The sequence below is a fragment of the Aequorivita iocasae genome (assembly GCF_016757735.1).
Taxonomy (GTDB): Bacteria; Bacteroidota; Bacteroidia; order Flavobacteriales; family Flavobacteriaceae; genus Aequorivita; species Aequorivita iocasae.
Map to the genome: position 1 here is coordinate 1,851,674 of NZ_CP068439.1, position 23,426 is coordinate 1,875,099.

The following is a 23,426-nucleotide window of genomic DNA, read 5'->3' on the forward strand; positions in this document are numbered from 1 at the left end:
ACCATGCGATACTTATTTACCTTTATACTATCCCTCTTGGGCTTTTTTGCTATTTCCCAAAACAAGCAGATTCTTTATGGTTTTGATGACGTGCCCCAATCCTTGATGCTCAATCCCGGAAGCAAAGTTACTCAGCAAAAACATTTTGGAATCCCGTTTTTGTCCCAAATTCATTTTAACGGAGGCTCCTCGGGCGTATCGGTTTATGATATTTTTAAAGATGGAAATGATAATATCAACGACCGTATTACACAAAAGCTATTTGAAATGAAGAATACGGATTTCTTTACTGCAACACAACAATTGGAGCTTCTAAATTTTGGTTGGCGCGCAAAGAATGAAATTTACTTTTCAGGTGGAATTTATCAAGAGTTTGATTTTATTTCCTATTTCCCAAAAGATCTTGCCATATTGGCTTGGGAAGGAAATAGAGATTATTTGGATTACCAATTTGATTTGGGAGAGATTAGTACCACCGGCGATTTTTTGACGGTTTACCACTTTGGCCTAAACAAGCAAATAACCAATAAACTAACAGTAGGTGCTCGTTTAAAAGTATATTCTAGCATGTTCAGTTATCGGAGCGTCAACAATTCTGGAACTTTTACAACCCGATTGGGTGATGAAAGTTCAGAAAACATTTATGAACATACGGTGGAAAATGCTGATGTATCTGTAGAAACTTCTGGTTATGCTTCTCTGCGCGATTTGGATGGCGCTTCGCAGGTAACTAATGAAATATTGGGCAGGGCCTTTTTTGGAGGAAACATTGGGGTAGGGGTTGATCTAGGGTTTAATTACGACATAAACGATGCTTGGACTCTTACAGGGAGTGCCCAGGACGTTGGCGCTATTTTTCATTCAAAAGATGTTGAGAGTTATCGCGCCCATGGAACTTATACATTAGATGGGATAAACCTAATTTTTCCGCCTTTGAGCGAGGGAGACTCCACGTTTCCCTATTATGACGACCTTGAAGATGAGATAGAGCGTGAAATTCCCATAGATACTCTCACCAATTCATATACCCAGTTCCGGCCCGTAAAAATTAATGCGGGTATAAGTTACGGCTTTGGTAGGTTTAGTGTTTCCGGTGAGTGTGATTGTTTAAATAAGGGCGGAGGTACACTTCATAAGCAAAATGTAGGGTTGCAATTCTATTCAATCTTTAGACCTAAAGGACCGCAAATGGCCGGCACACTTTTTTATCATAGAAGAATTACAAACTATCTTTCTGCAAAAGCAACATATACGGTAGATTCCTATTCCTTTTCAAATGTAGGTTTAGGTGTTTCCGCAGCTATTGGCAATGTCAATTTTTATCTCGCGGCAGACAATCTTATAAGGTATGGCAACTTGGCAAAAGCAAAAAGTGTATCTTTACAGTTAGGCTTTAACATAATAATTGACGAGGAATGAAACGTATTTTACTACTTGCATTTGCCATATTTTTGACTATCAGCGTTGGAGCGCAACAAACTAATTTGAGTGAGTATAGTTATATTGTTGTTCCTGATCAATTTGATTTTTTAAATGAAAAGGATAAATTTCAGCTCAACTCGATGTCAAAGTTCTATTTTGAAAAAAGCGGTTTCAATGCTTATATGGCAGATGAGGCTCCAAATGCGAACCGATGTGACGGACTTTATGCAAATGTGGAAAAGTTAAAGAGTATTTTGGGCACAAAACTTCAAATTGTTTTAAAGGATTGCAACAATCAAGAAATCTACAGAAGCCAAGAAGGGAAAAGCAAGTATAAGGAATACGATAAGACTTATCAAGATGCGCTTCGCAAGGCATTTAATAGTGTAGAAATGCTAGGTGTAAATCAAAAAGATGTAATTCTCATAGACGATAATAGAAATACAAGAATAGCATCTAACCAAAAAAATCAAAATACGGCGCAGGAAGAGCTTCCTATTTCAAAAGTTTCAAGAATTTCAGGAAATTTGCTTCCCGATGCAAAATTCTCAAATTATACCCAGGACGGAAAAACATTTCTGTTAAGAAAAACTACGGAAGGTTATGCCTTGTATGAAGAGTCTTCAAGTGCTGATGATGGACTTTTACTAAAAGGGAAAATCATTGTGATGGATGAAGTGGTAAAATATATGGACACTTCTGGAAAAGTTTGGACCGCTGCTTTTGATGCATCTGGAAATTTATCAATTAAGGACGATTCCACAACAAGCATTTATCATTCTGTAAATTAAAAGTCGTATTTGTCCTTCCAGAGCTGCTTTAAATAATTTTTCAAGGTGTTTTCTTTGGGATTGTTTCCAGGCTTGTAAAAAGTGGTTCCTTTTATTTCTTCGGGCAAAAACTCATGCGGAACAAAATTGCCCTCGTAATTGTGGGCATATTCATATTCCTTTCCGTAGCCCAATTGCTTCATTAACTTTGTGGGCGCGTTTCTAATAGATAAAGGAACTGATAGGTCCCCCGTTTGCCGAACTGTGTGTTGTGCTTCACCTATCGCTTTATAGGAAGCGTTGCTTTTGGGCGAAGTGGCCAAGTAGATGGCACACTGGCTTAATATAATACGCGCTTCGGGATAGCCAATGGTATTTACCGCCTGAAAGGTACTGGTAGCTAGTAAAAGTGCATTTGGATTTGCCATGCCGATATCCTCGGAAGCTAAAATTACCATTCTACGGGCAATGAACTTGATATCTTCACCTCCTTCAATCATTCGTGCTAGCCAGTATACTGCTGCGTTCGGATCGCTGCCTCGAATGGATTTTATAAATGCCGAAATAATATCGTAATGCTGCTCTCCAGTTTTGTCATAAAGCACAGTATTTTTCTGCGCCTTTTGCATCACAAGCTCGTTGGTTATGATAATTTTACCTTCTTTTTCTGAAAGAACTACCAACTCTAAAATATTTAAAAGCTTTCGGGCATCACCCCCAGAAAGCCTTATGATTGCTTCTGTTTCCTTTAAGGTTACATTTTTTTGTGAAAGAATTTCGTCTTCGTTTAAAGCTCTTTTAAGTAATGCTTCCAAATCCTCACGACTAAAAGGTTCCAGAACATATACCTGACAGCGAGATAGCAAAGCAGGGATTACTTCAAAACTTGGATTTTCGGTAGTAGCTCCAATTAAAGTAATCCAGCCCTTTTCTACAGCACCCAACAGCGAATCCTGCTGCGATTTACTGAAACGATGAATTTCGTCAATAAATAAAATTGGATTTTTAGTAGAAAATAGTGTATCGCTTTTTTTAGCTTTTTCAATTACTTCCCGAACTGCTGCAACACCGCTGTCTACAGCACTTAGGGTATAAAACGGTCTGCCACTTTCATTTGCAATTATATTTGCAAGTGTGGTCTTTCCAGTTCCTGGTGGTCCCCAAAAAATCATGGAGGGAATCATTCCGGTACCCAATTGTGATGTAAGTGAACCTTTGGGCCCTACTAAATGCTGCTGGCTTAAATAGCTCTCGAGAGTTGTGGGGCGGATCCGTTCGGCGAGGGGTGCGTTCATAATTTTCAAAATTACAATTTTAATAAATCGGTTTCACTGACAATTTATCATAATTTTGGTTTTGGGAGTGTTTTTTGTAATCACACATTTATGTCAAAATCAGACCAATTAAAGTTCAGTCCCGAAATTTTTGGTTATCCTTTACTTTTTGTATTGGGGCTTTGGATTGTGTATTGGGTCGAAGCGCGTTTCAATATAAATTTTAACCCATACGGTATTTTCCCAAGAAAGTTGGATGGCCTCTGGGGTGTCCTTTTTAGCCCTTTTATCCATGGTAGTTTAAAGCATCTTTTTAATAACTCGGTTCCGCTTTTTGTTTTGACGGCTGCGCTCTTTTATTTCTACAGGGAAATTCGCTGGAAGGTTTTAATTTTCGGCTTGTTAATTACAGGTATAGCTACCTGGGTTATTGGGCGCCCATCACTTCACATAGGTGCAAGTGGGGTTGTGTACCTGCTTGCTTCTTTTTTATTTTTTAAAGGTATTTTTTCAAAGCAGTATCAGCTTACAGCATTGGCATTGGCAGTAGTGTTTCTTTACGGTGGAATGCTTTGGTATGTTTTCCCCGTAAATCCAGAAATATCTTGGGAAGGGCATCTGTCTGGTTTCTTTGTAGGTCTTGTTTTTGCTTTTTTATTTAAAGGAAACTCTATTGAGCGAAAAAAATACGAGTGGGAGCGGGAAGATTACAACCCCGATAACGATCCTTTTTTGCGACAATTTGATGAAAATGGAAACTTTATCGAAATTTCAAAAGAGTCCGTAGAGGATGCTTTAGGGCATCCAAATAAGCTTTCGGATACCGTTGAAAGAAAGAATACAGTTAAAATAATATATACATTAAGAAAAAACAGTAAGGACAAATCTGACTAATGCTACAAGCGTCTTTGCCTAGTAACTTCATATAAAAACGCGCCACAGGCAACGGAAACATTCAAAGAATTTATTTCACCGAGCAGGGGTAGAGAAGCCCTTTCATCTACAAGGCCAAGTACAGATTTTGATATGCCTTTCCCTTCTGAGCCCATAATGATGGCCAATGGTTTTTTTAAATCTAAAGAATAAATTTCTGTATTCGTTTTTTCGGAGGCTGCTATGGTCGTAATTCCTGAACCTTGCAAATAAAAAATTGCATCTTTAATATGCTCTACTTTACAAATTGGAATTTTAAAAATTGCTCCGGCTGAAGTTTTAACAGTATCACCAGAAACAGGAGCCCCTCCTGATTTTTGAATTATAACTGCGTCAACTCCCGTGCATTCTGCCGTGCGCAAGATTGCACCAAAATTCCTAACATCTGTTATTTGGTCAAGGATGAGGAAAAGTGGAGTTTTTTGAGTCTCTAAAACCTTTTCAACAATTGTTTCCAGTGATTGAAAAGCTATTGGCGATGTAAGTGCTACTATGCCCTGATGATTTCCCCTAGTGAGCCTGTTCAGTTTTTCAAAAGGAACTATATTTATAGATACATTTGCCTTTTTCAGATCTTTTACAAGACTCTCAATTTTATCATTTTCTGCCCCCTTTTGGATATAAACCTTATCAAAAACAATGTTTGAAGCCAATGCTTCTTTTATAGGGTAAATGCCAAAGATGGTATTTGTTTTGTCTTGCATAATTAATTGCTTATTTCTTAAGAATTCGCAACAAAGGTAATTAGAATATTCTTGCTTTTAAGTTTTTAATTATATGCAAAAAAAAACACCCCTTAAGATAAGGGGTGTTTTACAAATTATAGGTTATCTAAAATTTAATTTTTAACTCCTATTAAAGCTCTACCTCCTGAAACAACATCAGCTTCTCCCTGAATTGCAAGGCGGAAGAAACGTCTTGTGTCGTCTATAGAATTATCTACAGCCGTAACACCAAACATGGTTTCACGCGTATTTGCCGGGATAGTAACTGTACTTTCAAAAGTATAATTTTCAGGTGCAGTAGGCAAAGTATCCACAGGTATTGTTATTACAGTAAATGTTCTATCTGAACTTGATAAATCTGAAACAAATACCTTAACACTATCTGTTTTACTACCTCCTTCTGGCACACTTATGTTCTTGTTAGGGGTTACAAAACCAACTACGGTTTTTCGATCGGTGTTATAGTCATCATAAGTTTCACAAGAAACAGCGATGATGGCTATTGTAAGTATAACAATTAATATATTAACTCTTTTCATTTTGATACAATTTAAAATTATTAATACCCAGGATTTTGTGTCAGGTTTGGATTTAAGTCCGTTGCAGATTGTGGAATGGGCAATTGAAATTTATTACTTCCTGCAGGTAATGTTAATTGATCTGAAGGAGTACCGGTTCCATCAGCAAGATCCCCAAAACTTTCACGTTCTACAGCCTGTCCCCATCTTTTAATGTCGAAGAATCGTTGGCATTCAAATGCAAATTCAAGTCTTCTTTCCAAACGGATAGCATCGCGTAAAGCTGTACCAGTTTCTCCACTTGGTGGTGTAGTATATCTTTTAGATCTCACTCTATCCAATGCTGTTCTGGCAGGACCTTCTTGACCTAAGTTGTAGTATGCTTCTGCAGCATTTAAAGATGCTTCTGCAGCTCTAAATATTTTTAAATCTACTAAACCATTAGTTTGTCCAGGTCTCCCGAACAATTTTTTGATAGCATTAAAGTCTAAGTTATCTGCGTTGTTTCTTGCTTGTAATGTATAAGCATCTTTACGAATATCATCATCTTCAAATAATTGATACAGTTCGTAAGAAACAACATATTCTGGGATAAGATTTGTAAGGCCTCCTTGGCTCCAAGTTACACCGATGTTAAATCCAAGAATGGATAATTCATTTTCTATGTAAAAAAGTACTCCAGCTCTACTTGTATCTTCCCATACATCCACAACATCTGTGCGAGGGGCTACCGGGGTGCTTACACCATTAGCTACATTTATAGCATTTTGCCATTGGCCCATGTAAAGATATACACGTGATAGTAAAACTCTTACAGCATCTTTTCCCATTCTACCTGGTCCATTGGTCTCATTTATGTCAGCTAATGCTTCTGATAAATCTTGTGCAATTTTATCATAGGTTGCGCCAACGGTTTCTCTTGCAGGTTCAATTAGCGGATCTGGCTCAGTAACATAGGCAATACCTAAACTTCCGTTTGCGTCACCTGATTGAGTAGGTATTTTTGCAAAGAAAGTTGCAAGGTCTAAATGTGCAAGAGCTCTTAAAGCTTTCGCCTCAGCAACAACGTTTGCCTTGTTTTCACCATCATAACTTTCGCTTTTTGAAATTAGCAAGTTAGCGCGGTTTATCAATTGATAGGCTCTTTGGTACAATCCGCCCATTGGTTCATCAGCGGCTCCATACTGCCAGTTATGTAGTGTTCTTCTGGTATTTCTTCCACGTTGTGCGAAAGTAACATTATCTGAAAGTACATCTGGAGCATCATACATTCCTCCAGCATCACTTCCACCATATAGTGGTCCGAATGTTAGTGCTCTGTAGATACCACGAGTGGCATTTTCAAAATCTTCTGCCGTAACATAGGCATTTTCTGTACCGAACTCATCGAAAGGTACTTGATCCAGTTCTTCATCACAGGAAGTTAAGCCCCCTACGAATAATGCCAAAACTGTTATTTTATAAATTATGTTTTTCATTTTTACTTTTTTTTAGAATTAGAAACTTACGTCCAAACCTACTTGGAAAGATTTTGTGTTTGGATAGCTATATAGAGTAGCCTCACCAGGTGCTACTACATCTGCAAAAGAAATAGTTTCACCAGATGAAAGACCTACCTCAGGATCTCCCCAGAATTTTGTGAAAGTCAATAAGTTTTGGCCTTGTGCATAAATTCTTAAAGAGCTAATTGGAGTTTTTTCCAAATATTTATTTGGGAAACTATATGACAATGTAATGTTTCGCATACGTATATAATCTCCTTTTTCTAACCAACGGTCAGAATTTCCAGTAACAGTTGCGTCATCTGCAGCATAAATTGGACTTGGTAATACCCCTGTATCACCAGGTTGTTGCCAGTAGTTGAAAGCGCCAACTGCTTGATTGTCAGCTATTGCAAGACCGTCAGATTCGCGATCGCTTCTCACAAAGTTATTGATCCAGTTTCCAGCTTTGAATACAAAATCTGTACGTAATCCAAATCCTTTATAGGTAATGTTAGAGAAGAAACCTCCTTCTTTATCTGCAATTGTAGATTTTCCTTGGAAAACACGATTGTCGTTTTCGTCAGTAGGTAAGTCTGAAGCAAAATATGTATTGCCATCGGCTCCGTAAAACAGGGATCTTCCTGTAGCTGGATCAACACCTGCATAGCGAATTAAGAAATGCTCATTAATTTTTCTACCCTCACTATATCGTATATTGAAAGCATTAGGAGTCACGTCTTCACCGTCAGGTAACTGTACTATCTCAGTATCCAAGAATATAATGTTACCTCCTAAAGTCCAAGTGAAATCTGGAGAACGGAATATGTCCGCTTTTAAAGAGATTTCTAGACCTTTATTTTGAATTTCCCCAAGGTTACCCGCAATACCTTCTACGCCCTCTGGGTCAATAATACCGGCTTCCCACGCTGTAGGAATGTCGAAAAGTAGATCTGTAGTATTTCTGATGAAATAATCAGATACTAAACTAAGACGTTTATTGAACATGTTTAGCTCTAAACCTACGTTATAGGTCTCTGTAGTTTCCCACTGAATCTCAGGGTTTGCTACTCGTGCAGGGATAGTTGCTGAACCACCTGGATAAGAGTCAAAAGTTACAGTACCTTGCGATGCGTAACGTGGAATACCATCTCTGTTACCCACAGTACCGTAAGCAGCTCTAATTTTAAGATCGTTTACAGCATCAATAGAAAAGAAATCTTCTTTTGCAATGTTCCAACCAAGACTTCCACTGTAGAAAGTACCGTATTGTACGTCTTTACCAAAGTTAGAAGAACCGTCACGGCGCACAGATCCAGATAATAGATATTTTTCTTTGTAGTCATAATCTGCGAAAGCACCATAGGAAACAAGAGTTAATCTGGTTCTATTGGTAAAACCGTCTGTTAATACTGCAGCATTCTCTTGGGTGGTTAATAAAGCAGATGGGAAACCGATGCTTCTTACAAATGCTCTGTTAAACTCATTCATGTTATATTCATAAAGACCCAACACGTTTAAGTTGTGGTTATTCTTATTAAGATTGTAAACCAAACGATTACTTATGGTCAAATCCAGTCTGTGTTGTTGGTCGTCAAACTTATTTCCTGGGTTATCAGGATCTCCAATAAGAGCATCCAAGATACCACCTGGCTTAGAATAACTTTCCCTTCTAGTAGCTCCCCAGTTTACAGCAACATTAAAGCCGTAACTCCAGTTTTTACTAAAAGTAACCACAGCATCAACACTACCGATTGTACGGTTTTCAATATCTTCACTAGGTTCTGATAATAAAGCTCCACGAACAGGGAAGCCTGTGTGGGTAGGATTATATACTGGATTTCCATTCTCGTCAACTACAGTATTTCCGTCCTCATCTAAAAGAAATTCTGTCTCATAACCATTATAATCCAACATTCCGCGGAATGGGTTTTGTGTGTTGTTTCTATCACGTGGCTCATCACTCATAGAGCGTGAATAACCTACGTTTACACCGACTGAAAGCCACTCTTTAGCGTCAAAGTTTACGTTAAGGCGTGTTCCTAATCTTTCAAAACCATCAATATTATCAATGATGCCAGTATTTCTGTCGTTTGATACTGAAAAATAATAATCCATTTTTTCAGCACCCCCTGAAATAGAAAGACTGTTATTTTGAATAATACCGTCTTTTAATATAAGCTCTTGCCAGTCCACTTCTCTGTCCAATAGAGTTTGACGCTCTGGTGAACCAGGTTGTGTTGTAACACCAGGAAGGGTAGCTGCACCAGTTACACCTAATGCATAAAGCTCTGCCTCATACTGCATTTTTTCAGCAGCGGACATCATTGTGTAATTTTGTTCAATAATTGAGGTTGTTCCGTATCTTGAACTGAAACGGATTACTGCATCCTTATTTCTATTACCAGTTTTAGTTGTAATTACAACTACTCCATTAGCACCACGTGAACCATAACGGGCAGTAGTAGCTGCATCCTTAAGAATTGTTATATTCTCAATATCCTCGTTTGGGATGTTTGCTAAGTCTTCTTCTCTAATAGGTGCTCCATCCACGATATATAAAGGTGAAGATGCTCCAGCAGTTAAAGATCCGGTACCACGAATACGAACAAAAGCTCCTTGACCCGGCTTACCGTTAGCAGCAGTTACCTGTACCCCGGCGGCCTTCCCTTGCAGCATGTTGTCAATACTGGTAGTCGGAGCCATTTGTGACAATTCCGAAGCGGAAATGGATACAACAGCTGATGTTTGTACTGTTTGGTTTCGTGTAGAATATCCCGTAACTACTACCTCTTCCAAAGATGCACCGGGCACCAATGTTACATCAATAGTGTTTTGAGCGCCTACTTTCACTTCCTTGGTGTCGAAACCTACATAACTAAAGGTAAGTGTTTGGCCCACATTGGCAGAGATGGTATAGTTTCCATCAAAATCTGACTGTGTTCCAGTACTTGTTCCTTTAATAATAACGTTTGCACCAGGCAATGGCAGACCTGTATCGTCTGTCACCGTACCTGTAATAGTTTTTTGCTGTGCGAAGGTAAGCTGCACAACTAACGCTAATAAAAGCGTTAAAATTCCACTAAACTTTGTTCTCATTTTTATAAATTATTTGAATTAGCCAACGGCAAAAATCATAATAAAAAGTTAATTACACAAGTATTTGCTCCCAATTTTTATGTTTTATTTGGCGAAATAGTGTGGGTTGGCGGATTGTTTGTTAAAATTTTGAAGAAATGCTGATATGGATTTTTGTATTCGAAAAACTGAAATTTCCATTTTGCGAGTTCCCGTTCGCTACATTGAAACGGAATAAGCCTGCCTTTGTGCTCAATCCCAGGCCTAATCCAAAACTATAGAGATTTTCTTTTAAAGCTGCGGTCTCATTTTCAAAATACGCCACATCTATGATGGAGTGTATGAATACCCCCTCATTAAATAGATAGCGGTACTCTGTATTTATTACCGAATATAGCGAAGCGTCAATACTGTTTTCATTAAAGCCACGAATACTGTTTATTCCACCAAAGCGGAATAATTCGTTCACTAGATAGGTTTCGCTGAAAAGAACACTCGTGCTATTTTGAACAAAAATGGAATTTTTATAATTTAAATTGAAAATGTTGCTAATTCTGGATTCTACGCTAAATTGATCTTCAGAACTCCCTTCTCTTTTGCGAGACCCGATGCCCATGTCTAAAAATATTGCCGTCTTCACCGGAAAAAGTTTTCGATTTTGTGGTTTTATATAGGTGCCTCCCGCAATAAAAAACTTTGATTTAAAATCTTCCACGGGCACGCCCGCTATTGCTTCATCCAATAAGTTGCTGGATTCGTAGCGTTTGTAACCAACGTAAACAGTAGATTTTGGGTCTATCTGGTAGGTAGTGCGTATTTGCTGCTCAGTGGTGATAAAGGTGCTGTCTCTTTTAAAAATCTTTAGTTCTCCGCTTAGTCCAAATGGTGTTCCTAAAATATAAGGCAGGGTGAGTCTTGTTCTGAAGTTTACCTGCTCTTCGCCATCGGCTTTATAATTTATTAAAAGTTGCTCGCCATAATTTAAGTTGTTGTTCAATTCTAAATTAAGGTAACCGTTGAAAGTCAATTTTTGGGTTTCCTCATCGGTGGCGAAACCCAAAATACCGTCAAATAAGTTATTGTTCTGCTTTTCCAAATAAAAATATACTACCGTTGAGTCTTTTCGGAACAAAGCTTCGGGGGGTTTTATGGTGGAGACAAAGCCTAGACTGTTTAGATTTTCGTTTTGAGCTACTAATTTCTTTTGATTAAAAACACGCCCTTTTCGAACGCCCGCATAATATTTCAAAAATGATTTTGGAAACTTTTCGTAACCCTTCACAACTATCGAATCTACGGTTCTAATGGTTCCGTTGTCCACGAGTAAATTTGCGCTCAAGACGCCGTTTTCACCTTTTTCAAGTTGGGTGAGCTTTACGCGTGCAAAGGCATTTCCTTTTTGGTTGCGAATTGCGGTAAGCATTCCGAGTGCGCGGGGAATAGTTTCAAATGGAAGTATGAAATAAGTTTCCGTAATCTCAGAAGCAACCCGCTGAAGTTCTTTTTTGGTAAAATCTTCTTCTGAATAGAAAACCTTTATTTCTCTGTACTTTTTCCCGAGAAAGAAATCTGCAACATAGCTGCTGTCGTTTTCTTTTTTAAGCTGAAGCAATTCACTTTCAATAAACCCCATGCGCTGAAGCTTAAGATAAAGGGTGTCGGTTTCATTTTTTATTGAATTGAAATCTTCAAACGTTGTTTGCATTTGAAGCGAGTCTTTAATGCCTTCGGAAATGGGTTTTTCTGTTTTTAGGGAAAGGGTGAGTTCCTGTGCATTTATTCCGAAGAAAAAACAGGTATACATATTAAGGTATAGAAAAATATACAGGAATCTTTTCAAAAAGGTGATATTTGCTGTGTAAAACTAACGCTTCAAGTTGCCATTTCATATCTAAATCTAAAAAATAATGAAAGTATGCTGAAAATTAATTCAGTATGGTTTGATTAGTAAAAAAAATATTCTACATTTGCATCCCCTAAAAATAGGGGTGTTTTATTTTTAAACAGTAATAATACATATTTTATATGCCAACAATTTCACAATTAGTACGTAAAGGAAGAACCAAAATAACCAAGAAGAGTAAATCGGTTGCTTTGGATTCGTGCCCACAACGTCGTGGTGTTTGTACGCGTGTATATACTACTACACCTAAAAAACCAAACTCTGCTATGCGTAAAGTAGCAAGGGTTAGGCTTACAAACGGTAAGGAAGTAAACGCATACATCCCGGGCGAGGGGCACAATCTCCAAGAGCACTCGATAGTATTGGTTAGAGGTGGAAGGGTAAAGGATTTGCCAGGAGTTAGGTATCACATTGTTCGTGGAGCTTTAGACACCGCAGGTGTTGCAGGCCGCACGCAACGTAGATCTAAGTACGGAGCAAAACGCCCAAAGAAGTAAAATGAAAACGGGTCGAGAATGAATAGAAATATTTAGTTCAAGGCCATTAACAAACAACAAATGAGAAAAAGACAGGCCAAAAAAAGACCACTTTTACCAGATCCGCGGTTTAACGACCAGTTGGTTACACGTTTTGTAAACAACATGATGTGGGACGGAAAAAAGAGTGTGGCTTTCAAAGTTTTCTACGATGCAATTGACATTGTGGATGAAAAGAAACAAGACGAAGAAAAAACTGCGTTGGAGCTTTGGAAAGATGCACTTTCCAATATTATGCCCCACGTAGAGGTGCGTAGCCGTAGAGTTGGTGGGGCAACCTTCCAGATTCCTATGCAGATTCGTCCGGACCGTAAAATTGCAACAGCAATGAAATGGTTGATCACCTATTCAAGAAAAAGAAACGAGAAATCCATGGCCGCTAAATTGGCCGGCGAAATTCTTGCAGCTGCCAAAGAAGAAGGCGCCGCGGTGAAAAAACGTATGGATACTCACAAAATGGCAGAAGCTAACAAAGCATTCTCACATTTCAGATTCTAAAAAATGGCACAAAGAGATTTAAAATACACAAGAAATATCGGAATTGCCGCGCATATTGATGCCGGTAAAACCACAACTACAGAGCGTATCCTTTTTTACACGGGGGTAAGCCATAAAATTGGTGAGGTTCACGATGGAGCTGCAACCATGGACTGGATGGAGCAAGAGCAGGAGCGTGGTATTACCATTACTTCGGCTGCTACTACTTGTACTTGGAGGTTTCCATTGGAAAACGCACAACCGCTACCTGAAACAAAAGATTACCATTTCAACATTATTGACACTCCCGGCCACGTGGATTTTACCGTAGAGGTAAACCGCTCGCTGCGTGTTCTTGATGGTTTGGTATTCCTTTTCAGTGCTGTGGATGGTGTTGAGCCACAATCAGAAACAAACTGGAGACTTGCAGATAACTATAAAGTGCCTCGCATCGGTTTTGTGAATAAAATGGACCGTCAGGGAGCAAACTTTATGGCTGTATGTCAGCAGGTAAAAGATATGTTGAAGTCTAATGCAGTGCCAATTGTTTTGAACATTGGTGACGAAGCAGACTTTAAAGGGATTGTGGATCTTGTGAAAAACCGTGCCGTAATATGGCATGATGATTCATTCGGATCAACATTTGATGTTGTGGAAATTCCTGAGGAATTAAAAGCTGAAGCAAAAGTTTTACGCGGTAAACTTATTGAAGAAGTTGCCGCTTATGACGAAAATCTACTTGAAAAATATATGGAAGATGAAGACTCCATTACTGAAGAGGAAGTGCACGCTGCACTTCGCGCTGCGGTTATGGATATGTCTATCATTCCTATGATTTGTGGTTCTTCGTTTAAAAATAAGGGGGTTCAGTTTCTTTTGGACGCTGTTTGCCGTTATTTGCCAGCTCCAACTGATAAAGAGGGTATTATAGGTGTTAATCCAGATACTGAAAAAGAAGAAATACGCAAGCCAGATGTTACTGCTCCTTTTGCAGCATTAGCATTTAAAATTGCTACAGATCCATTTGTTGGTCGTTTGGCATTCTTCCGTGTTTATTCTGGTAGATTGGATGCAGGTTCTTATATATTGAACAACCGCTCAGGTAAAAAAGAGCGCATCTCTCGTATCTATCAAATGCACTCCAACAAACAAAATGCTATCGATTATATTGAAGCTGGAGATATTGGAGCGGCTGTTGGATTTAAAGATATCAAGACTGGTGATACCATGTCTGATGAGAAACATCCAATTGTGCTGGAAAGTATGGACTTCCCAGATCCTGTAATCGGTATCGCGGTAGAGCCAAAAACCAAAGCAGATGTTGATAAATTGGGTATGGCTTTGTCAAAACTTGCAGAAGAAGATCCAACATTCCAAGTACGTACGGATGAAGCTTCCGGGCAGACTATTATTTCTGGAATGGGAGAGCTTCACTTAGATATTATTGTAGATCGTTTGCGTCGCGAATTCAAAGTAGAAGTAAACCAAGGTCAGCCCCAGGTTGAGTACAAGGAAGCTGTTACAAGAGCTGCAGATCACAGAGAGGTATATAAGAAACAATCTGGTGGTCGTGGTAAATTTGCTGATATCGTATTTACACTTGAGCCAGCCGAAGAAGGCAAAATTGGTCTTGAGTTCGTAAACGAAGTAAAAGGTGGTAACGTTCCAAAGGAATTTATTCCGGCTGTTGAAAAAGGTTTCAAACAGGCAATGGTCAATGGGCCGCTAGCAGGTTTTGAGGTTGACAGTATGAAAGTTACTTTAAAGGACGGATCTTTCCACCCTGTGGATTCAGATGCACTGTCTTTTGAATTGGCTGCAAAAATTGGTTTCAAAGAAGTTGCCAAAAAAGCAGGAGCCGTAATTCTAGAACCTATCATGAAACTTGAGGTGCTTACACCTGAAGAAAACATGGGCGATATAGTTGGTGACCTTAACCGTCGTCGTGGTACAATCAGTAACATGAGCGATCGTGCAGGAGCTAAAGTAATTAAAGGCGAAGTGCCACTTTCTGAAATGTTCGGTTATGTGACAACATTAAGAACATTATCTTCAGGCCGTGCAACTTCAACTATGGAATTTTCACATTATGCTGAAACACCTTCTAACATTTCAGAAAGTGTAATAGCAGCAGCAAGAGGAACCGCTAACGTATAATAAATTCAGCAATGAGTCAAAAAATAAGAATAAAACTAAAATCTTACGATCACAATTTGGTGGACAAATCTGCTGAAAAAATCGTTAAGACCGTAAAGAGTACTGGAGCTGTAGTTACAGGGCCAATTCCTTTACCAACACACAAAAAAATCTTTACCGTATTGCGTTCTCCACACGTGAACAAGAAAAGTAGAGAGCAATTCCAATTAAGTTCATACAAAAGACTTTTGGATATCTACAGTTCTTCTTCAAAAACAATTGACGCTCTGATGAAATTGGAGCTTCCAAGTGGTGTAGAGGTAGAGATCAAAGTATAGTGTAATTCTGAAATTCAGAATTTAAAATGTCCTCAACGATGGTTGGGGAAAAACGGAAACAAAATAATATTCAGGGTTGAATTTATTTTGACCCTGTTTTTTTTAAATAGCAATTATAAATAAGTAATAATCAATAAATAATTAAATATGTCTGGGTTAATTGGAAGAAAGATAGGGATGACCAGCATCTTTGACGACAACGGAAAGAACATTCCGTGTACCGTTATAGAGTGCGGCCCCTGTGTTGTTACCCAAGTCAGAACCAAAGAGGTTGACGGGTACGAAGCTCTTCAACTTGGTTTCGATGACAAGAAGACTGTTACAAAAGCTGCCGAAGGGCACGCCAAAAAAGCAGGAACCGTTGCAAAACGCAAAGTCGCCGAATTCAAGGGATTTGAAGAAAATTACAAATTAGGCGACACAATTACCGTGGAGCATTTTATCGAAGGTGAATTCGTGGATATCGCGGGTACATCTAAAGGTAAAGGTTTCCAAGGGGTTGTAAAGCGTCACGGTTTTGGCGGTGTGGGTCAAGCGACTCACGGTCAGCACAACCGTTTGCGCGCGCCAGGTTCTATTGGAGCTGCATCCTATCCTGCGAGAGTATTCAAAGGAATGCGTATGGCAGGCCAAATGGGCAACGAAAGAGTAAAAGTTGAAAATTTAAGAGTTTTGAAAGTAGTTCCTGAAAAGAACCTACTTGTGGTTAAGGGAGCAGTTCCTGGCCATAAAAATTCTTATGTAATGATTGAGAAATAATGAAGGTAGCTGTATTAGACATAAACGGAAAAGACACAGGCCGGAAAGTTGAACTTTCTGCAGATGTGTTCGGAATAGAGCCTAACAATCACGCGGTTTATCTTGATGTGAAACAATACCTTGCCAATCAACGTCAAGGAACTCACAAAGCAAAGGAGCGTGCTGAGATTGCTGGTTCTACCAGAAAGATAAAGAAGCAAAAAGGAACCGGTACTGCCCGTGCAGGTAGCATCAAGTCTGGTGTATTTAAAGGTGGTGGTAGAATGTTCGGACCTCGTCCACGTAACTACTCCTTCAAATTGAACAAAAACCTGAAGCGTTTGGCACGTAAATCTGCCCTTTCGATGAAGGCAAACGATAAAGCTATTTTTGTGATGGAAGACCTAAATTTTGACGCTCCAAAAACCAAGAATTTTACCGCGGTTTTGAACAGCTTAGGGCTTAACGACAAAAAATCTTTATTTGTGTTGGGAGACTTAAATAATAATGTATATTTGTCGTCTCGCAATTTGAAAGGTACTGAAGTTATAACTAACTCACAACTAAGTACTTATAAAATTATGAATGCAAATAGTGTAGTGCTATTTGAAGGTTCTTTGGAAGGAATTGAAACAAACTTAAGTAAATAGAAACAAGATGAACATCTTAATTAAACCTATAATTACGGAAAAAGCTACGAAAGATGCCGAGGACAAAAATGTTTTTGGCTTTGTAGTGAACCCAAAGGCGAATAAGGTAGAAATCAAGAAAGCGGTTGAGGCTGCTTACGGAGTTTCTGTTGAAAAAGTTCGCACAATGAATGTCCGCCCTGATAGGAAGACCCGTTATACAAAAACAGGTGTCCAAACTGGTAAAACGAATGCTTACAAAAAAGCAATCGTACAGGTGGCGGAAGGTGATACAATAGATTTTTACAGTAACATCTAAGGAAACTTAGATTTAAAAAGACACAAATGTCAGTAAGAAAATTAAAACCAATCACCCCAGGTCAGCGTTTTAGGGTTGTTAATGGTTTTGACGCCATTACAACCGATAAGCCGGAGAAGTCGTTACTTGCTCCGAACAAAAGATCTGGTGGTAGAAACAGTCAAGGAAAAATGACCATGCGCTACATAGGTGGTGGTCATAAGAAGAAATATCGAATTATCGATTTTAAACGCGACAAGGCGGGAATTCCTGCTACCGTTGCCAGTATTCAATACGATCCAAACCGTACTGCGTTTATCGCACTTTTAAACTATCAAGATGGTGAAAAGCGATATGTAATTGCGCAAAACGGACTACAAGTTGGTCAAAACATCGTTTCCGGTGAAGCAGTAGCTCCAGAGATAGGAAACGCAATGCCACTTTCAGCTATTCCATTAGGTACTATCATTTCCTGCATCGAGCTTCGTCCCGGTCAGGGAGCCATTATGGCGCGCAGTGCTGGTGCTTTCGCACAGCTTATGGCCCGTGATGGAAAATATGCTACCGTAAAACTTCCTTCAGGTGAAACCCGATTGATCTTGGTTGAGTGTATGGCTACCATCGGTGCCGTTTCAAACAGCGACCACCAATTGTTGGTATCTGGTAAAGCCGGTAGAAGCAGATGGTTGGGTAGAAGACCACGTACAAGACCAGTAGTGATGAACCCAGTAGATCACCCAATGGGTGGTGGTGAGGGCCGCGCTTCAGGAGGTCATCCACGTTCTAGAAAAGGTATACCTGCCAAAGGTTACAGAACCCGTACTAAAACGAAAGCAAGTAATAAATACATCTTAGAACGAAGAAAGAAATAAGTTATGGCAAGATCGTTAAAAAAAGGACCGTTCGTTCATTATAAACTAGACAAGAAAGTTCAACAAAATGTTGAGGACAATAAGAAGACCGTTATCAAAACTTGGTCGCGTGCTTCTATGATAACTCCAGATTTTGTTGGCCAAACCATCGCTGTACACAACGGGCGCCAATTTGTTCCTGTGTATGTTACAGAAAACATGGTAGGGCATAAACTAGGAGAATTTTCACCTACAAGATCATTCCGTGGTCACGCAGGTGCTAAAAACAAAGGTAAAAAATAATAGGCCATGGGAGTTCGTAAAAGAGAAAGAGCAGAAGCAATCAAGGAAGCCAAAAAGACAACGTACATGGCTAAATTGAACAATTGCCCCACTTCACCAAGAAAAATGCGCTTAATGGCGGATTTGGTAAGAGGTGAGAAAATAGACAAAGCACTTAACATTTTGAAGTTCAGTTCAAAGGAATCTTCACGCAAATTGGAGAAACTACTTTTGTCTGCCATCAACAACTGGCAGCAAAAGAACGAAGATGCTTCAATTGAGGATGCAGATCTTTTTGTGAAGGAAATCCGTGTGGACGGTGGAACGATGTTGAAGAGGCTTCGTCCAGCACCACAAGGCCGCGCACATAGAATAAGAAAACGTTCCAACCACGTAACACTGGTGTTGGGAGCTAACGATAACACACAAAGCAAGTAATTAAATGGGACAGAAGACAAATCCAATCGGGAATCGCTTAGGTATCATTAGAGGTTGGGAATCCAACTGGTACGGAGGCAACGACTACGGCGATAAAATTGCCGAAGACGACAAGATTAGAAAATACATTCACGCCCGTTTGAGCAAAGCTAGTGTGAGTAGAGTAATTATTGAGCGTACGCTTAAACTTGTAACCGTTACTATAACCACTGCCCGTCCCGGTATCATTATCGGTAAAGGTGGCCAGGAAGTAGACAAGCTAAAAGAAGAGCTTAAGAAAATTACAGATAAAGAGGTACAGATCAACATCCACGAGATCAAAAGACCTGAGCTTGATGCATATTTGGTAGCTGCGAGCATCGCGCGCCAGATTGAGAGTCGTATTTCATACCGTCGTGCCATTAAAATGGCAATCGCGGCAACAATGCGAATGAATGCTGAAGGTATTAAAGTTCAGATCTCAGGACGTTTGAACGGCGCTGAAATGGCACGTTCAGAATCTTATAAGGAAGGTCGTATCCCCTTATCAACTTTTAGAGCCGATATTGACTACGCTTTAGTTGAGGCACATACTACCTACGGTAGATTGGGTGTTAAAGTATGGATTATGAAAGGCGAAGTATATGGAAAGAGAGAACTTTCCCCACTAGTTGGTTTATCAACCGGCAAAAAGAGTGGTGGTAAAGGTACTCCAGGACGCGGTGGCAACAAAGCACGTCGCAGAAAGTAATTTTTTAAATAGAAAAAAATGTTACAACCTAAAAGAACAAAGTACCGTAAACAAATGAAAGGCCGTATGAAGGGCAATGCCGAACGTGGCAACCAGCTAGCATATGGAACCTTCGGTATAAAATCGTTGGAATCAGAATTTCTTACAGCAAGACAAATTGAAGCTGCACGTATCGCCGCTACCCGTTTTATGAAAAGAGAAGGTTCTATCTGGATTATGATTTTTCCAGATAAGCCAATTACCAAAAAACCTCTTGAAGTACGTATGGGTAAAGGTAAAGGTGCCGTGGAATATTATGCTGCTGTGGTAAAACCAGGAAGAATGCTTTTTGAAGTATCTGGTGTTCCAGTTGAAACAGCAAAAGAAGCATTGCGCCTTGCGGCACAAAAGCTTCCGGTAAAAACTAAATTTGTAATGTCTCGGGATTTCCAAGCATAATTTTTTGAAAGATGAAACAATCAGAAATTAAGAAAGCATCAACGGCAGAACTTCAGGAAGCATACGCTGAATCTAGAAAGGCATATTCAGACCTTAAAATGGCTCATACCATTTCACCGTTGGAAAATCCAATTCAACTAAGATCCCAAAGAAGGGTGATAGCAAGAATAGCGACTGAACTAACTAATAGAGAAGTGCAATAATTGTACAGCTGAAAGATGGAAGAAATTAAAAGAAACTTAAGAAAAGAACGTATAGGTGTTGTAACCAGCAACAAAATGGACAAGTCCATTGTAGTTGCAGAGGTGAAAAAAGTAAAACACCCTATGTACGGAAAGTTCGTGCTTAAAACGAAAAAATACGTTGCGCACGACGAGACAAACAACTGCAACGAAGGCGATACTGTAAAGATCATGGAAACACGACCTTTAAGCAAAACCAAATGTTGGAGATTAGTAGAAATAATTGAAAGAGCGAAGTAATTATGTTACAACAAGAATCAAGACTCAAAGTCGCAGACAATACCGGTGCTAAAGAAGTTCTTTGCATTCGCGTATTGGGCGGAACAAAAAGAAGGTATGCTTCCATTGGTGACAAGATTGTAGTTTCTGTAAAAGAAGCAACACCAAATGGAAACATTAAAAAAGGAGCAGTTTCTACAGCAGTTGTAGTTCGTACCGTAAAGGAAATAAGAAGACCTGACGGTTCTTACATCCGTTTCGATGACAATGCGTGTGTGCTTTTGAACCCACAGGGTGAAATGAGAGGAACACGCGTTTTCGGCCCGGTAGCAAGAGAGCTTCGTGACAAACAATTTATGAAAATAGTATCATTGGCACCAGAGGTGCTTTAATATGAAAACTAAGATGGCAAAGCTTAAAATAAAATCAGGCGATACAGTAGTAGTTACTGCCGGTGAGCACAAAGGCTCAGAAGGTAAGGTAATGAAAGTATTCCTTGACAAAAACAAAGCAATCGTAGAAGGAGTAAATATGGTTTCAAAACATGAGAAGCCAAGTGCGAAAAACCCACAAGGTGGCATCGCAAAAAAAGAAGCTCCTATCCATATCTCAAACCTATCATTGGTGGATCCAAAATCTGGAAAAGCTACACGTGTAGGGTACAAAATGGAGAATGGCAAAAAAGTACGATTTTCAAAACAATCGAATCAAGCAATATAGTTATGGCATATTCACCAAGACTTAAAGAAGAGTACAAAAGCAGAGTGGTCAATGCACTCACTGACGAATTTGGTTACAAAAACGTCATGCAGGTACCAAAATTGGAGCGTATTGTTGTTTCCCGCGGAGTGGGTGCAGCAGTTGCTGACAAAAAACTTATTGACTATTCGGTTGATGAGTTTACAAAGATAACCGGGCAAAAAGCAGTAGCAACCATGTCCAAGAAAGACGTTGCAAACTTCAAACTTCGTAAAGGCATGCCAATTGGTGTGAAGGTTACGTTGCGCGGAGAGCGTATGTACGAATTTTTGGATAGATTGATTACCTCTGCATTGCCACGGGTACGTGACTTTAACGGAATTAAGGCAACTGGTTTTGACGGAAGAGGAAACTACTCTCTTGGAATTACCGAACAGATTATCTTCCCAGAAATCGATATCGATAAAGTGAAGAAAATTGAAGGAATGAATGTAACGTTCATCACCAGCGCAAATACCGATAAAGAAGCGAAATCATTATTACAAGAATTGGGATTACCCTTTAAAAAGAACTAAGAGATGGCTAAAGAATCAATGAAGGCCCGCGAGGTTAAGAGACAAAAAACGGTATTGAAATACGCTGCCAAACGCAAAGCTTTAAAAGAAGCTGGCGATTGGGAAGGCTTACAGAAACTACCTAAAAATGCCTCACCCGTACGTTTGCACAATCGCTGTAAGCTTACCGGAAGACCAAGAGGGTATATGAGAACTTTTGGAATTTCACGCGTAATTTTCCGTGAAATGGCAAATTCAGGGTTAATTCCGGGAGTGCGCAAAGCATCCTGGTAAGAATAGATTTTTTTCTGTTCAAAAGAAAAGTATAAACTGGTTGAAGGTTTGGAATAGTCCAAAAACCACATCCGCAAATTCAAATAAATGAATACAGATCCAATTTCAGATTATCTAACGCGAGTTAGAAATGCTGCTAAAGCCGGACATCGCGTTGTAGAGATTCCAGCATCAAACCTTAAAAAGGAGATTACAAAAATCCTTTTTGATCAAGGATATATTCTAAGCTACAAATTTGATGACGAAAGCACCGCACAAGGTATCATCAAAATTGCGTTGAAATACGACAAGCTTACAAAAGAATCAGTGATCAGGAAAATTCAAAGAATAAGTAAACCAGGTTTACGTAAATACGCAAGTTCAACAGAACTTCCTCGTATTTTGAACGGATTGGGTATTGCAATTGTTTCTACTTCTTCGGGAGTAATGACAGGCAAGCAAGCCAAAGCTCAAAATGTAGGGGGTGAAGTATTGTGTTACGTTTACTAAAAAATAGACAAAGAAATGTCAAGAATAGGTAAAAACCCGGTAGCAATCCCACAAGGAGTTACAGTTGATGTAAAAGACAACGTAATTACCGTAAAAGGAAAATTAGGAGAGTTAACTCAGGAATATGCTGATGTAACTATAAAAGTTGAAGACGGAAACGTATTGGTAGAACGCCCTTCCGAATCTAAGGATCACGTTGCAAAGCATGGTCTTTATAGAGCTTTAATCAATAATATGATTGTAGGCGTAAGCAAAGGATGGACCAAGGAATTGGAGCTTGTAGGTGTAGGTTACCGCGCCAGCAGCCAAGGACAAAAATTAGATTTGGCATTAGGATTTTCACACAATATTATTTTGGACATCGCGCCAGAAGTAAAAGTGGAAACCGTATCTGATAAAGGTAAAAACCCAATCGTAAAATTAACGTCTCACGACAAACAATTGGTTGGACAAGTAGCGGCTAAAATACGCGGCTTCCGTAAGCCAGAACCTTACAAAGGAAAAGGTATCAAGTTTGTAGGTGAACAATTAAGAAGAAAAGCAGGTAAATCTGCATAACAAATAGAGTTATGGCATTATCAAAGTACGAAAGAAGAGAGCGCTTGCGCATGCGAATCAGAAAAACGGTTGAGGGGACCGAAAGTCGCCCACGTTTGGCTGTTTTCCGCAGCAACAAGGAAATATACGCTCAAATTATTGACGATGTAAATGGAAAGACCATTACCGCTGCATCTTCAAGAGATAAAGATATTGACGCTTCAAAAGTAAACAAGGTTGAAGCTGCAAAATTGGTAGGAAAAGCAATCGCAGAAAAAGCTGTTAAAGCAGGTGTTGAAACCATCGCTTTTGACAGAGGCGGTTACCTATACCACGGAAGAGTAAAATCATTAGCTGAAGGTGCACGCGAAGGTGGCCTTAAATTCTAAGTAGCATT

Annotated in this window: 30 protein-coding genes; 24 read left to right on the forward strand and 6 right to left on the reverse strand. The window is 39.3% G+C overall.

Annotated elements, in window-relative coordinates:
- Positions 1–3: 3 nt before the first annotated feature.
- Together JK629_RS08555 and JK629_RS08560 are read left to right on the forward strand one after the other, a co-directional pair.
- Complete coding sequence (locus JK629_RS08555) at positions 4–1,419, forward strand: DUF5723 family protein (protein WP_202335237.1); 1,416 nt, start codon at positions 4–6, stop codon at positions 1,417–1,419.
- Positions 1,416–2,213 (forward strand): hypothetical protein, encoded by a 798-nt coding sequence (locus tag JK629_RS08560; RefSeq protein WP_202335238.1) that lies wholly within the window; start codon positions 1,416–1,418, stop codon positions 2,211–2,213. The genes JK629_RS08555 and JK629_RS08560 overlap by 4 nt, the downstream gene beginning before the upstream one ends.
- Here JK629_RS08560 and JK629_RS08565 read toward each other — a convergent pair.
- Complete coding sequence (locus JK629_RS08565) at positions 2,210–3,487, reverse strand: replication-associated recombination protein A (RefSeq protein ID WP_202335239.1); 1,278 nt, start codon at positions 3,485–3,487, stop codon at positions 2,210–2,212. The genes JK629_RS08560 and JK629_RS08565 overlap by 4 nt on opposite strands.
- A 90-nt stretch (positions 3,488–3,577) precedes the next feature.
- On the opposite strand from JK629_RS08565, the gene JK629_RS08570 reads away from it, so the two are divergent.
- On the forward strand, positions 3,578–4,360 hold the full coding sequence (locus JK629_RS08570; RefSeq protein WP_202335240.1) for a rhomboid family intramembrane serine protease: 783 nt from the start codon (positions 3,578–3,580) through the stop codon (positions 4,358–4,360).
- Positions 4,361–4,362: 2 nt separating this feature from the next.
- Here the strand turns inward: JK629_RS08570 and rlmB are convergent, their stop codons facing one another.
- The 5 genes from rlmB to JK629_RS08595 all read right to left on the reverse strand — a co-directional run bounded on the left by rlmB (position 4,363) and on the right by JK629_RS08595 (position 12,041).
- Positions 4,363–5,103, reverse strand: coding sequence for a 23S rRNA (guanosine(2251)-2'-O)-methyltransferase RlmB (gene rlmB, locus JK629_RS08575; RefSeq protein WP_202335241.1), 741 nt, complete (start codon positions 5,101–5,103; stop codon positions 4,363–4,365).
- Positions 5,104–5,237: 134 nt separating this feature from the next.
- Positions 5,238–5,663, reverse strand: a complete 426-nt coding sequence (locus JK629_RS08580; RefSeq protein WP_202335242.1) for a hypothetical protein — start codon at positions 5,661–5,663, stop codon at positions 5,238–5,240.
- A gap of 20 nt (positions 5,664–5,683) precedes the next feature.
- Positions 5,684–7,120 (reverse strand): RagB/SusD family nutrient uptake outer membrane protein, encoded by a 1,437-nt coding sequence (locus tag JK629_RS08585; protein WP_202335243.1) that lies wholly within the window; start codon positions 7,118–7,120, stop codon positions 5,684–5,686.
- Positions 7,121–7,138: 18 nt separating this feature from the next.
- A complete protein-coding gene (locus JK629_RS08590; RefSeq protein ID WP_202335244.1) occupies positions 7,139–10,222 on the reverse strand; it encodes a SusC/RagA family TonB-linked outer membrane protein in 3,084 nt (1,027 codons plus the stop codon).
- 121 nt (positions 10,223–10,343) lie between these two features.
- The gene (locus tag JK629_RS08595) at positions 10,344–12,041 is read right to left on the reverse strand and encodes a POTRA domain-containing protein (protein WP_202335245.1); all 1,698 of its coding nucleotides are present in this window, start codon (positions 12,039–12,041) and stop codon (positions 10,344–10,346) included.
- Positions 12,042–12,226: 185 nt separating this feature from the next.
- On the opposite strand from JK629_RS08595, the gene rpsL reads away from it, so the two are divergent.
- The 21 genes from rpsL (at position 12,227) to rplR (ending at position 23,418) form a co-directional block, all read left to right on the forward strand.
- Complete coding sequence (gene rpsL / locus JK629_RS08600; protein WP_014782632.1) at positions 12,227–12,601, forward strand: 30S ribosomal protein S12; 375 nt, start codon at positions 12,227–12,229, stop codon at positions 12,599–12,601.
- A gap of 60 nt (positions 12,602–12,661) precedes the next feature.
- Positions 12,662–13,138 carry a 30S ribosomal protein S7 gene (gene rpsG, locus JK629_RS08605; RefSeq protein WP_045079235.1) on the forward strand — a complete coding sequence of 159 codons (477 nt, stop codon included), beginning with the start codon at positions 12,662–12,664 and terminating at the stop codon, positions 13,136–13,138.
- Positions 13,139–13,141: 3 nt separating this feature from the next.
- On the forward strand, positions 13,142–15,274 hold the full coding sequence (gene fusA, locus JK629_RS08610) for an elongation factor G (protein WP_202335246.1): 2,133 nt from the start codon (positions 13,142–13,144) through the stop codon (positions 15,272–15,274).
- A gap of 11 nt (positions 15,275–15,285) precedes the next feature.
- A complete protein-coding gene (gene rpsJ, locus JK629_RS08615) occupies positions 15,286–15,591 on the forward strand; it encodes a 30S ribosomal protein S10 (protein WP_010181931.1) in 306 nt (101 codons plus the stop codon).
- Between the two features lie 147 nt (positions 15,592–15,738).
- A complete protein-coding gene (gene rplC / locus JK629_RS08620; RefSeq protein WP_202335247.1) occupies positions 15,739–16,350 on the forward strand; it encodes a 50S ribosomal protein L3 in 612 nt (203 codons plus the stop codon).
- The gene (gene rplD / locus JK629_RS08625; RefSeq protein ID WP_062622475.1) at positions 16,350–16,979 is read left to right on the forward strand and encodes a 50S ribosomal protein L4; all 630 of its coding nucleotides are present in this window, start codon (positions 16,350–16,352) and stop codon (positions 16,977–16,979) included. The genes rplC and rplD overlap by 1 nt, the downstream gene beginning before the upstream one ends.
- A gap of 7 nt (positions 16,980–16,986) precedes the next feature.
- Positions 16,987–17,277: a 50S ribosomal protein L23 gene (gene rplW, locus JK629_RS08630; RefSeq protein WP_045079239.1), complete on the forward strand. Its 291-nt coding sequence runs from the start codon at positions 16,987–16,989 to the stop codon at positions 17,275–17,277.
- A 26-nt stretch (positions 17,278–17,303) separates the two neighbouring features.
- A complete protein-coding gene (rplB, locus tag JK629_RS08635; protein WP_202335248.1) occupies positions 17,304–18,128 on the forward strand; it encodes a 50S ribosomal protein L2 in 825 nt (274 codons plus the stop codon).
- 3 nt (positions 18,129–18,131) lie between these two features.
- On the forward strand, positions 18,132–18,410 hold the full coding sequence (gene rpsS / locus JK629_RS08640; RefSeq protein WP_062622473.1) for a 30S ribosomal protein S19: 279 nt from the start codon (positions 18,132–18,134) through the stop codon (positions 18,408–18,410).
- Between the two features lie 6 nt (positions 18,411–18,416).
- The gene (gene rplV, locus JK629_RS08645; RefSeq protein ID WP_202335249.1) at positions 18,417–18,827 is read left to right on the forward strand and encodes a 50S ribosomal protein L22; all 411 of its coding nucleotides are present in this window, start codon (positions 18,417–18,419) and stop codon (positions 18,825–18,827) included.
- A 4-nt stretch (positions 18,828–18,831) separates the two neighbouring features.
- Entirely contained in the window at positions 18,832–19,557 is a 726-nt protein-coding gene (rpsC, locus tag JK629_RS08650; protein WP_202335250.1) for a 30S ribosomal protein S3, read from the forward strand.
- Positions 19,558–19,575: 18 nt separating this feature from the next.
- On the forward strand, positions 19,576–19,995 hold the full coding sequence (gene rplP / locus JK629_RS08655) for a 50S ribosomal protein L16 (RefSeq protein ID WP_154191847.1): 420 nt from the start codon (positions 19,576–19,578) through the stop codon (positions 19,993–19,995).
- Between the two features lie 11 nt (positions 19,996–20,006).
- On the forward strand, positions 20,007–20,198 hold the full coding sequence (gene rpmC, locus JK629_RS08660; RefSeq protein WP_202335251.1) for a 50S ribosomal protein L29: 192 nt from the start codon (positions 20,007–20,009) through the stop codon (positions 20,196–20,198).
- 15 nt (positions 20,199–20,213) lie between these two features.
- Positions 20,214–20,477 carry a 30S ribosomal protein S17 gene (gene rpsQ / locus JK629_RS08665; protein ID WP_014782644.1) on the forward strand — a complete coding sequence of 88 codons (264 nt, stop codon included), beginning with the start codon at positions 20,214–20,216 and terminating at the stop codon, positions 20,475–20,477.
- A 2-nt stretch (positions 20,478–20,479) separates the two neighbouring features.
- Positions 20,480–20,848 carry a 50S ribosomal protein L14 gene (gene rplN, locus JK629_RS08670; protein WP_045079247.1) on the forward strand — a complete coding sequence of 123 codons (369 nt, stop codon included), beginning with the start codon at positions 20,480–20,482 and terminating at the stop codon, positions 20,846–20,848.
- Between the two features lie 13 nt (positions 20,849–20,861).
- Complete coding sequence (gene rplX / locus JK629_RS08675) at positions 20,862–21,176, forward strand: 50S ribosomal protein L24 (protein WP_202335252.1); 315 nt, start codon at positions 20,862–20,864, stop codon at positions 21,174–21,176.
- Between the two features lie 2 nt (positions 21,177–21,178).
- A complete protein-coding gene (gene rplE, locus JK629_RS08680; RefSeq protein WP_202335253.1) occupies positions 21,179–21,730 on the forward strand; it encodes a 50S ribosomal protein L5 in 552 nt (183 codons plus the stop codon).
- A gap of 3 nt (positions 21,731–21,733) precedes the next feature.
- Entirely contained in the window at positions 21,734–22,003 is a 270-nt protein-coding gene (gene rpsN / locus JK629_RS08685; RefSeq protein ID WP_202335254.1) for a 30S ribosomal protein S14, read from the forward strand.
- Positions 22,004–22,090: 87 nt separating this feature from the next.
- Complete coding sequence (gene rpsH / locus JK629_RS08690) at positions 22,091–22,492, forward strand: 30S ribosomal protein S8 (protein ID WP_202335255.1); 402 nt, start codon at positions 22,091–22,093, stop codon at positions 22,490–22,492.
- 15 nt (positions 22,493–22,507) lie between these two features.
- The gene (gene rplF, locus JK629_RS08695) at positions 22,508–23,050 is read left to right on the forward strand and encodes a 50S ribosomal protein L6 (RefSeq protein WP_202335256.1); all 543 of its coding nucleotides are present in this window, start codon (positions 22,508–22,510) and stop codon (positions 23,048–23,050) included.
- A gap of 11 nt (positions 23,051–23,061) precedes the next feature.
- Complete coding sequence (gene rplR / locus JK629_RS08700) at positions 23,062–23,418, forward strand: 50S ribosomal protein L18 (RefSeq protein ID WP_068763103.1); 357 nt, start codon at positions 23,062–23,064, stop codon at positions 23,416–23,418.
- Positions 23,419–23,426: the final 8 nt, after the last annotated feature.